Annotated in this window: 10 protein-coding genes; 5 read left to right on the top strand and 5 right to left on the bottom strand. The window is 74.8% G+C overall.

Annotated elements, in window-relative coordinates:
• Positions 1–130 precede the first annotated feature (130 nt).
• The 3 genes from ACFRAR_RS05945 to ACFRAR_RS05955 form a co-directional block, all read right to left on the bottom strand.
• The gene (locus ACFRAR_RS05945; RefSeq protein ID WP_380695226.1) at positions 131–1,909 is read right to left on the bottom strand and encodes a glycoside hydrolase family 3 protein; all 1,779 of its coding nucleotides are present in this window, start codon (positions 1,907–1,909) and stop codon (positions 131–133) included.
• Complete coding sequence (locus ACFRAR_RS05950; RefSeq protein WP_380695227.1) at positions 1,906–2,685, bottom strand: tyrosine-protein phosphatase; 780 nt, start codon at positions 2,683–2,685, stop codon at positions 1,906–1,908. Before ACFRAR_RS05950 ends, ACFRAR_RS05945 begins: the two co-directional genes overlap by 4 nt.
• A gap of 129 nt (positions 2,686–2,814) precedes the next feature.
• Positions 2,815–3,384 (bottom strand): TetR family transcriptional regulator, encoded by a 570-nt coding sequence (locus ACFRAR_RS05955; protein ID WP_380695228.1) that lies wholly within the window; start codon positions 3,382–3,384, stop codon positions 2,815–2,817.
• Positions 3,385–3,650: 266 nt separating this feature from the next.
• Between ACFRAR_RS05955 and ACFRAR_RS05960 the strand changes: the two genes are divergently transcribed.
• From ACFRAR_RS05960 to ACFRAR_RS05980, 5 genes are read left to right on the top strand one after another with little or no spacing between them, the layout of a single operon-like run.
• Positions 3,651–5,207: an ABC transporter substrate-binding protein gene (locus tag ACFRAR_RS05960; protein WP_380695230.1), complete on the top strand. Its 1,557-nt coding sequence runs from the start codon at positions 3,651–3,653 to the stop codon at positions 5,205–5,207.
• Positions 5,204–6,172 (top strand): ABC transporter permease, encoded by a 969-nt coding sequence (locus ACFRAR_RS05965; protein WP_380695232.1) that lies wholly within the window; start codon positions 5,204–5,206, stop codon positions 6,170–6,172. Before ACFRAR_RS05960 ends, ACFRAR_RS05965 begins: the two co-directional genes overlap by 4 nt.
• A complete protein-coding gene (locus ACFRAR_RS05970) occupies positions 6,159–7,040 on the top strand; it encodes an ABC transporter permease (protein WP_380695234.1) in 882 nt (293 codons plus the stop codon). Before ACFRAR_RS05965 ends, ACFRAR_RS05970 begins: the two co-directional genes overlap by 14 nt.
• Positions 7,037–8,059 (top strand): ABC transporter ATP-binding protein, encoded by a 1,023-nt coding sequence (locus ACFRAR_RS05975; RefSeq protein WP_380695236.1) that lies wholly within the window; start codon positions 7,037–7,039, stop codon positions 8,057–8,059. The genes ACFRAR_RS05970 and ACFRAR_RS05975 overlap by 4 nt, the downstream gene beginning before the upstream one ends.
• The gene (locus ACFRAR_RS05980) at positions 8,056–9,054 is read left to right on the top strand and encodes an ABC transporter ATP-binding protein (protein WP_380695238.1); all 999 of its coding nucleotides are present in this window, start codon (positions 8,056–8,058) and stop codon (positions 9,052–9,054) included. Before ACFRAR_RS05975 ends, ACFRAR_RS05980 begins: the two co-directional genes overlap by 4 nt.
• A gap of 67 nt (positions 9,055–9,121) precedes the next feature.
• Here ACFRAR_RS05980 and ACFRAR_RS05985 read toward each other — a convergent pair whose 3' ends face one another.
• Together ACFRAR_RS05985 and ACFRAR_RS05990 are read right to left on the bottom strand one after the other, a co-directional pair.
• On the bottom strand, positions 9,122–9,634 hold the full coding sequence (locus ACFRAR_RS05985) for a GNAT family N-acetyltransferase (protein ID WP_380695240.1): 513 nt from the start codon (positions 9,632–9,634) through the stop codon (positions 9,122–9,124).
• 93 nt (positions 9,635–9,727) lie between these two features.
• Complete coding sequence (locus ACFRAR_RS05990; protein WP_363384014.1) at positions 9,728–9,931, bottom strand: MbtH family NRPS accessory protein; 204 nt, start codon at positions 9,929–9,931, stop codon at positions 9,728–9,730.
• Positions 9,932–9,973: the final 42 nt, after the last annotated feature.

Genomic DNA, 9,973 nt, shown 5'->3' on the forward strand with positions numbered 1-9,973 from the left:
GCGGCGCCCCCCGCCCCCCCGGGCGGGGGGTTCCCGGGGGGCGCGGGGCCGGCCTTCTGCCGGGCCCGGGCGCCCCGGGGCCCGGCCCCCGCCGGGTCCCGGGCCCCGGGTCGACGACCCCCGGTGCTCCTCAGTTCCCGTCGGCGACCCGGTGGCCGAACCGGAACAACGGCGCGCGGGTGTCGAAGGGGACGTCCTCGCGGGACTCGGCGACGGCGGCGTCCGAGACCGGCAGGTCGAACGGGAGGCTCCCGGTCATCGGGCCGCGGCCGAGGGCGGCGTCCAGCACCACCTCGTCCGCCGCGCCGAACTCCCCGATCAGCAGGGCCGCGTGCGGGGCGATCGGGGTGAGCACGGCGGGCCGCTCCAGCTGGGCGACGACCACCGTGGGCACGACGGCCGCCAGCGCGGCGACCCGGTCGACCTCGGCCGGCTCGAACTCCAGCGAGCCGCCGTGGAAGTGCCGCTCCAGCATCCCCTCGCGCCGCTCGTACGGGGTGGCGAGGCGGACGACGGCGAGGTCGGCCCGCGCCGGGTCCTCGACGACGGTGCCGTACCCGGCGGCGACGGCCGGGTCGACGCCCTCGACGTACAGCCGTGTTCCGTTCCGCGGGCTGCCCGCCAGGTGGACCAGGGAGCGACGCTGGGCCTCGACGCCGAGCGCCCGGCCGTCCGGGGTGCCGACCAGTTCGGCGGCCGCGTCCGGGTCGACGTACGGGTCGTCGAACAGCCCGAGGCGGAACTTGTCGCGCAGGATGCGGCGCACCGACTCGTCGAGCCGGGCCTCGGTCACCGCGCCGGAGCGCACGGCGCCGAGGATCAGCTCCGGGTCGGTCTCACCGCCGAGCTGGTCGGCGCCCGCCTCCAGGGTGAGCACCACCTGCTCGGCGACGGACAGCTCCTCGACGCCCCAGTGCCGCGGCGGCAGCGCGACCAGGCCGGGGATCTCCATCCCGGTGATGGCGTTGAAGTCGGTGCACACCACGCCGTCGAAGCCGTACTTTCCGCGCAGCAGGCCGGTGATGACGTCCCGGTTGAAGTTGGCACCCACCTCGGTGAGGCCGCTGCCGGAGGGGATCGCGTAGGCGGGCATGATCTGCGCGGTGCCCGCGGCGAAGGCGGCCTCGAAGGGGCGCAGGTGGGTCTCGAACTCGCCGCCGGGGTAGGCCAGTCGGCGTCCGGCGGCGAAGTGCGAGTCCTCGCCGCCGGCCTGCGGGCCGCCGCCGGGGAAGTGCTTGGTCATGCAGGCGACGCTGTCCGGGCCGATCCGCTCGCCCTGGAGTCCCTCGATGTAGGCGGTGATCATGCGCGAGGCGCGCTCCGGGTCCTCCCCGAAGGTGCCGCTGATCCGGGCCCAGCGGGGCTCGGTGGCGAGGTCGGCCATCGGGTGGATGGCGACCCGGATGCCGACGGCGCACAGCTCCCGGCGGATCAGGTCGGCGTAGCGGCGCACCAGTTCGGCGTCGTCGGTGGCGGCCAGGCCGATCGGTTCGGGCCCGGTGCTGAAGCCTCCGCCGGAGAAGGCGGTGGCGGGGTTGGTGGTGAAGCCGTGCCGGGGGTCGGAGGCGAGGGTGACCGGGATGCCGAGGCGGGCGGCCGCCGCGAGGTCCTGGACGTGGTTGTTCCACTCGGCCATGGTGCGGGCGTCGGGGACGGCCATCATGCCGAAGGCGGTGAGACCGCGCTCGGTGATGAGGTGGTCGCCGGACGGGAAGGGGCCCTGGTGGCCGGGGAGCATCCGGCCGTGCAGCATCTGCGCGGCCTTCTCCTCCACCGTCATCCGGGCGAGCAGGTCCTCGACCCGCTCCTCGACGGGCAGCCGCGGGTCCTCGTAGGGCTCCATGGTGCCGTTGTGGTTGAGGTCGCGGAACGGGGTGCCGTCGGTGTGCCGCAGCAGGGGCGTCGTCATGCCGTCACCCCGGCGGCCTCGGCGCGGGCGGTGGCCGACGCGGCGTCCGGGGCGGCGGCCTTGGCGCGGAAGGCCTCGATGGTCCCGGCGGTGACTCCGCAGGCGGCCAGGAAGCCGGCGGCGTCGCCGTACTTGGCGTGGACCGCGGCGAGGAAGCTGCTCATCGCTCCGGCGGGGGCCTCCAGCAGCGGCGCGGGGACGACCATGCGGCCGGCCTCGACCTCGTTGAGGGCGGCGCGGTTGCGGTCGGCCAGGCCCGCCCAGATCTGCTGGATCGCCTCGTTGGTGCGGGCGTAGTCGGTGACGATCTCCTCGGCGGGCACCCCGACCAGTTCCAGCAGCAGTGCGGTGAGCAGCCCGGTGCGGTCCTTGCCGGCGGCGCAGTGGACCAGCGCCCCGCCGGGGCGGACGGTGGCCTCGACGGCGGCGGCGACGGCCTGCGGCGCGGACTCGGCCATCAGCAGGTAGAAGGCGCCCAGGTCCTCGGCGGTGGTCATGGTCCGCATGGCCTCGGCCAGTTCGTCGTTGGTCGGCTCGATCCGGGCGGCGACCACGGTGAGGCCGGCCGTCTCGACGGCGGCCCAGTCCTCGGGGCTGCTCTCGGCCTCGCCCCGGAGGTCGACGATGGTGGTGATGCCGTGCTCGCGCAGCTGGGCGACGACGGCCTCGTCGGCGGCGCTGAAGGGCTGGGCGGAGCGGAACAGGGCACCGGGGCGGATCCACCGGCCGTCGGGGTCGGTGAGGGTGGCGGGGTCGCGGAAGTTGACCAGGGACATGCGGGGGGCCTTTCAGGAATTGCGAAGGGTGTGGCACAAGCGCGCGGCGGACCGCGCAGGGGGAGGAAAACGGCGTGCGGTGCCGTACGGACGGCCTGCGGCGCGCCCGGGAGAGGGGGAGAAGAGGGGTCAGCCCGCGGTGACGAGCACGTCCCGGTAGGCCTTGACCCAGTCGGCCAATGTGCCACCGCTCTCCTGACCGACCAGGATGTGGCGCCGCACGATGCCGCCGAACAGCGCGCCGAACGCCACCGGGCGCAGGTCGGCGGCCGGATCGGCGCCGAGCCGCTCCGCGGCGATGGTGACGGTGCGTTCGGTGAAGGCGTCGATGACGACCAGGGCGTAGTTGTGCACCGAGTGGAGGTCGAGCAGGCCCCGGCGCAGCCGGCGGCGGCGCTCGGTGTGCTCGACGGGCTCCTCCAGCCGGCCGCCGGTGACGGCCAGGGCGTGTTCGAGCGCGGCCCAGAGCGGGAGCTCGGCGGGGGCGGCGGCGAACACGTCGAGCACGACGTGGCCGAAGTCCCAGCCGAACAGCAGGGCCTCCTTGGCCGGGTAGTAGCGGAAGAAGGTGCGGTGGGCGACGTCGGCGCGGCGGCAGATCTGGTCCACGGTGGTGCGCTCGTAGCCCTGCTCCTCGAAGAGGTCGAGCGCCGCGGTGCGGATGCTGTCGCGGGTGCGCGCCTTCTTGCGGTCGCGCATGCCCGGCTCCGTCACGGTGTCCGTCCCCTGCATCGTTCTTCCGTTTCCTCTCGGTGAGTTGAGTGGGTGTGGCCGCCGCCGAGGGGGCGGCTGTCATTACCGAATCACGTCCGGCCGTGCTCGCTCAAGGCGAGAGCCGACTCTTCCGATCTTCGTCATCTGAAGTTTGCACAACTGCCTTTTGGCAGTACTGCCACTTCCGGAATGGTGTGGGGCGTCGGCGGCCACTCCCCCTGGCCGCCCCCACTCCCCCGAACCGAGGAACCATGAAGCGCCACTACCTCCTGGCATCGGCGGCCCTGACCGCCGCGCTCGCCCTCACCGCCTGCTCCGCCTCCGACGACGCGCTGTCCGGCGGCGCCGCGGCCGGGAACACCGCCGGCGCGGCGAGCGACGGGCCGGCCGTGGACGGCGGCACCCTCAAGATCGGCCTGGACCGGCCGTTCACCAAGCTCGACCCCGCCGACGCCACCCTGACCTCGATGCCGATGATGGTCCTCGCCAACGCCCTCTACGACCCGCTGATGGTCAACGGCGACAACGGCGCCGTCCAGCCCCACCTCGCCAAGTCCTTCACCCCCAACGCGGACGCCACCGTCTGGACCCTCGACCTGCACGAGGGCGTGAAGTTCAGCGACGGCAAGCCGCTGGACGCCCAGGCCGTCGCCGACCACGTGGCCCGGCTCGCCAAACCGGAGAGCAAGTGCGGCTGCGCCGTCGACGCGGCCACCATCGCCGGCACCGCCGTCACCGGACCGACCACCGTCACCTTCACCCTCAAGGCACCCGACGCCGCCTTCCCGAACCTGTTCACCCGCTCCCTCGGCTACGTCTCCGAGGCCCCGGCCGCCGACGCCCCCGCCGTCGGCTCCGGCCCCTACACGGTCGAGAGCGTGCAGCCCGGAGTCTCCGTCACCCTCACCCGCAACCCCGCGTACTGGGGCGCCAAGGGCCACGCCGACAAGCTCGTCTACCGGGTGCTGCCGGACACCGACAGCCGTTACCAGTCGCTGCGCTCCGGCGACACCGACCTGATCTGGACCGAGACGCCCAGCCAGCTCAAGCAGGCCGCCGCCGACGGGCTGCGCGCCGCCACCGGGCCCGGCTCCACCAGCACCGTCCTGTTCAACACCAAGGCCGCGCCCTTCGACGACGTGCGGGTCCGTCAGGCGGTGCGGTACGCGATCGACCGCGAGGCCCTGGAGAAGGTCGTCTACCTCGACCAGGGCAAGGTCTCGGACGGCCCGATCGGCTCCCGCTCCCCGTACCGCACCACCGCCGGGTACCCGGCCCGCGACGTGGCCAAGGCCCGCGCCCTGCTCGCCGAGGCCGGCCACCCCGACCTCTCCTTCGAGTACCTCGTCGACAGCCGCCCCGAGGGCCAGCAGCGCGCCACCGTGCTCCAGCAGATGCTCGGCGAGGCCGGGATCAAGATGACCATCAAGCCGCTCGACCCGGCGGGCCTGGGCACCGCGATGCTCCAGCGCAAGTTCCAGGTGATGGACTTCGTCACCAGCCTGTTCGGCGACACCGACACCGCGCTCAGCAGCCTCTACCCGACGAACGCGCCCTACAACTTCACCAGTTGGTCCGACCCGGAGGCCGAGAAGGCGATCACCGAGGGCCGCGCCTCGACCGACGCCGCCAAGCGGTCGGCCGCCTACCAGCAGGCCGCCCAGCGGGTCGTCGGCGAGGTGCCGATGGCCTTCCTCACCGAGAACACCGTCGGCTACCTCGCCGACGCCAAGGTCGGCGGCCTGCCCGACCTGTCCAAGCGCACCGTCCTCAACGTCTCCCCCGCCGCCCTGTGGGTGAAGCGATGACCTCCGGCACCCGGACCGCCCTGCGGTACGGCGGGCAGGTCGGCCGCGCCGCGGCCGCCCTGCTGCTGGTCGCCCTCGCCGCGCTCACCCTGCCCCACCTGATGCCCGGCTCACCCGCCGTCGCCGCCCTCGGCCCGACCGCCACCCCCGAGCAGATCTCCGCGTACGAGGCCGGACTCGGCCTGGACCGCAACGTCCTCGCCGCCACCTGGCAGTGGATCGCCGACGCCCTGCACGGCGACCTCGGCCACTCGCTGTCCACCGGCGCCGCCGTCACCACCGAACTGGGCAACCGCATCCCGGTCACCCTCGAACTGTTCCTCGCCGCCCAGCTGGTCGCGCTCTGCATCGCCGTACCCGTCGCCCTGCTCTCCGCCTGGCGGCCCGGCGGCACCTTCGACAGGATCGCCACCGCCGGCACCTTCGGCTGGCTCGCCGTCCCCGGGTTCGCCCTCGGCCTGCTGCTGATCTGGATCGCCGCCGTCCAGCTGCGCGTCCTGCCCGCCACCGGCTGGACCCCGTTCACCGAGGACCCGGCCGAGAACCTGCGCCACCTGGTGCTGCCCGCGCTCACCCTCGGCCTCACCGAGGCCGCCGTGTTCACCCGCACCCTGCGCGGACAGCTGCTCGACACCCTCGACCAGCCGTACATCGCCGCCGCTCGCAGCCGCGGCATGGGCACCACCCGGCTGCTGCTGCGCCGCGCGCTGCGGCCCTCCAGCCTGCCGCTGGTCACCCTCCTCGGGATCGGCATCGGGACCTCGCTGGGCGGCTCGGTGCTGGTCGAGTCGCTGTTCGCGGTGCCCGGCGTCGGCAGCCTCGTCTCCGGCGCCATCGCCGGCCGGGACTTCCCCGTCGTCCAGGCCGTGGTGGTGGTCAGCGCCGTCGGCGTGGTCGCGGCCACCTTCGCGGTCGACCTGCTGTACCGCACGATCGACCCGAGGATCGCCCATGAGCACCGCTGAGACCACCGCCGGGACCACCGCCGTGACGATGCCCGTACGGGCCGCCCGCCGCCGGCCGCCCGCCGGCGTGCTCGCCGCAGCCGGCTGGCTGGCCGTGGTCGCGCTCGCCGCCCTGCTGCTGCCCCTGCTGCCCGGCTTCGACCCGCTGCACGGCGACTTCGCCCACCCCTCCGCCGCCCCCGGCGCCGGGCACTGGCTGGGCACCGACGCCGCCGGACGCGACGTCCTGCAACGCACCGTCGCCGGCGCCCGCGCCTCCTTCACCGTCGCCGCCCTGACCATCCTGGTCGGGCTGCTCGGCGGCGGCGCCCTCGGCCTGGCCGCCGGCTGGTTCCGCGGCCCGGTCGACAAGGTGATCGGCTTCGTGATCGACCTGCTGATGTCCGTGCCCAGCCTGATCCTGGTGATGATCGCGGTCTCGCTGCGCGGACCCAGCCTCACCGTGATCGGCACCCTGATCGGCCTGTTCACCGTCCCGCACTTCACCCGGGTGGTGCGCGCCATCGTGCTCTCGCTCAGCGAGCGCGGCTTCGTCCAGGCCGCCCGGATGCTCGGCACCGCCCCGCTGCGCGTGCTGCGCCGCGAGATCGTGCCGCACGTCGCCCCGGCCGCCGTCACCTTCGCCTTCACCGCCACCACGGCCGCCATCGTCGCCGAGGGCTCGCTCAGCTTCCTCGGCTTCGGGCTGCGCCCGCCGGAGCCCTCCTGGGGCGGCATCATCGCCGAGGGCCGCACCGCGCTCGGCAGCGCGCCGTGGATCTCGCTGGCCCCCGCGGCGGTGCTCTGCCTGACCGTCCTCGCCCTCAACTACCTCGGGGAGCACCTGCGTTCGGGTGGTCCCGCCGCTGCGAAGGGAGCGCGCGGATGACCTCCGCCCCCGTCCTCGACGTCCGCTCGCTGGACACCGTCCTGCACACCCCCGACGGGCGGACCCTGCACGTCCTGCACGGCGTCAGCCTCCGCATCGCGGCCGGCGAGTGCCTCGGCGTGGTCGGCGAGTCCGGCTCCGGCAAGTCCGTCCTCGCCCGCACCGTGCTCGGCGTCGAGTCCCGCACCACCAGGACCGTCGCCACCGGCGAGATCCGGCTGAACGGCGAGGACCTGCTCGCCGCCACCGCCGCCCGCCGGGCCGAACTGCTCGGCACCGGCATCGCCATGGTCCACCAGGACCCGATGACCTCGCTCAACCCGGTGGTGCGGATCGCCGACCAGGTCACCGAGTCGCTCACCAACCGACGCCGGCTCTCCCGCCGCGAACGGCTGCGCACCGCCACCGAGCTGCTCGCCTCGGTCGACGTCCCCGACCCCGCCCGGCGGGCCCGTGCCCACCCCCACGAGCTCTCCGGCGGCCTGCGCCAGCGGGTCGGCATCGCCGCCGCCCTGGCCGGCGAACCCGCCCTGCTGCTCGCCGACGAGCCGACCACCGCCCTCGACGTGACCGTCCAGCGCACCGTCCTCGACCTGCTCGACCAGCACCGGCTCAGCCGCGGCCTCGCCACCCTGCTGATCACCCACGACATCGGCCTGCTGTACGGGCGGGCCCGCCGGATCGCCGTCATGTACGGCGGCCGGATCGTGGAGACCGGCCCCACCGAGGCCGTCACCGCCCACCCCCGGCACCCGTACACCGCGGCCCTGCTGCGCTCCGTGCCCCGGGTCACCGGCCCGCTGCGGCGCACCCTGCCCGCGATCCCCGGCTCACCGCCCGACCTCAGCCGGCCCGCCGTCGGCTGCCCCTTCGCCCCGCGCTGCGAGCGGGCGACGGAGCTGTGCACCACGACCGCCCCGCCCACCCACACGGCGGCGGACGGCCACACCGCCGACTGCCACTTCCCGCTCACCGAGGCCGACACCCCCGCCCCCGAGGAACTGGAGCCCGCGGCATGACCACCGCCCCCGAAGCCGCCCCGGACGCCGCGGGCGCCGGCCGGCCCGTCCTGGAGGCCACCGGCCTCAGTGTCGTCCACCGCACCCGCTCCGGCCCGCTGCACGCCGTCAGCGACGTCGACCTCGCCCTGTACCCGCGCCGCACCCTCGCCCTGGTCGGCGAGTCCGGCTCCGGCAAGAGCAGCATCGCCAAGGCCCTGCTACGGCTGCCGCCGCCCACCGCCGGCACCGTCACCCTCGACGGCACCGACCTCGCCACCCTCTCGCCGCGGGCCCTGCGCGCGCTCCGCCCCCGGGTGCAGATGGTCTTCCAGGACCCGCTCTCCTCCCTCAACCCCCACCGCCGGGTCCGCGACCTGGTCGCCGAGCCCCTCGACGCCCACCCCGACCCGGCCCGCGACCGCGAGGAGGTCGTCACCCGCCAGCTGGAGGCCGTCGGCCTGCCGCCCGCCCTGTTCGGCGACCGCCGCCCCCACCAGCTCTCCGGCGGGCAGGCCCAGCGGGTCGCCATCGCCCGGGCGCTGGCCGCCGAACCGCACGTCCTGATCGCCGACGAGGCGGTCTCCGCCCTCGACGTCTCGGCCCAGGCCACCGTGCTCAACCTGCTGCGCGGGCTCACCGAGGAACGCGGGCTGGCCGGCCTGTTCATCTCCCACGACCTCGGGGTGGTCCGCGCGGTGAGCGACGAGGTGGCCGTGCTCCAGCTCGGCCGCGTCTGCGAGCGCGGCCCCACCGAGGCCGTCCTCGCCGCCCCGGCCCACCCGTACACCGCGGCGCTGCTCGCCGCCGTCCCGGAACCCGGCCGCCCGCTGCGCGACACCGGCTTGCTCCCCGCCGACCCTCCCTCGCCCCTCGCCCCGCCCAGCGGCTGCCGTTTCCGCACCCGCTGCCCGCTGGCCGACGCCCGCTGCGCCACCGAGGTCCCCGAGCCGCGCGAGGTGGCCCCCGGCCGCACGGTGGCCTGCCACCGGCCGCTGGTCGGGGCGGCGGCCTGACCGGCCGGGCACGGGACCGCCCGCCCGCGACGCGTACGGACGCGCCACGGGCGGGCGGGGTGACGGGTCAGACCCAGTCGGCGGTGGAGACGGCGAACAGCCTGGTCACCGAGCCGTCGTCGGCGACGACGTCGCGCACGGGACGGAAGCCCAGCCGGCGGCACATCGCCAGGCTCGGGGTGTTCTCCGCTCCGACCATCCCGTAGACCTCCTTGAGCCCCAGCTCCTCGCCGGCGTAGCGGACCAGGCCGAGCACCACCTCGGTGCCCAGGCCACGGCCCCAGAACGCCGGGGCCAGCGCGGTGACCAGCTCGTGGCCGTCGACGTTCCCGGCGCGCTTGACCTCGGCGTGGCCCGCGTACGCGCCGTCCAGCCACAGGCCCCAGACGTCGAAGAGGTCCTGCGGGTAGACGTCGGACAGGATGACGCGGAACAGCGCGCGGATGTCCGGTTCGGCCACGAGGTCCTGGCCCATCCAGCGGCACACGTCCGCGTCGCGGAGCAGGGCGACGAAGTGGTCCTCGTCCTCGGGGCGGTAGGGGATGAACTCCAGGTGCTGGGTACGCAGCGGAGGGGTCATGGTGCTCTCCTCGGGTTCATGGTGGTTCGGTGGTGCGGCGGCCGGGACGGGGCCGGCCGGCGTGCGCGCGGCCGGCCGCCGTCCCACGGCCGGTCAGGCTCCGGCGTTCTCCATGCGCTCGCGCAGGCTCTTCGGGCGCATGTCCGTCCACACCTCGTCGACGTACGCGGTGCATTCGGCCTCGGTGCCCTCGGTGCCGACGGGCTGCCAGCCGGCCGGTACCTCCAGGTCGGCGGGCCACAGGGAGTACTGCTCCTCGTCGTTGCGCAGCACCTGGTAGCGGGTGTTCTCGTCCATGTCGGGCTCCTTCGTCATCGTCGGTTCTTCGGTACGCGGTCG

Origin of the sequence: Kitasatospora sp. NPDC056651, assembly GCF_042792155.1 — a bacterium.
In the GTDB taxonomy this organism is placed as follows: domain Bacteria; phylum Actinomycetota; class Actinomycetes; order Streptomycetales; family Streptomycetaceae; genus Kitasatospora.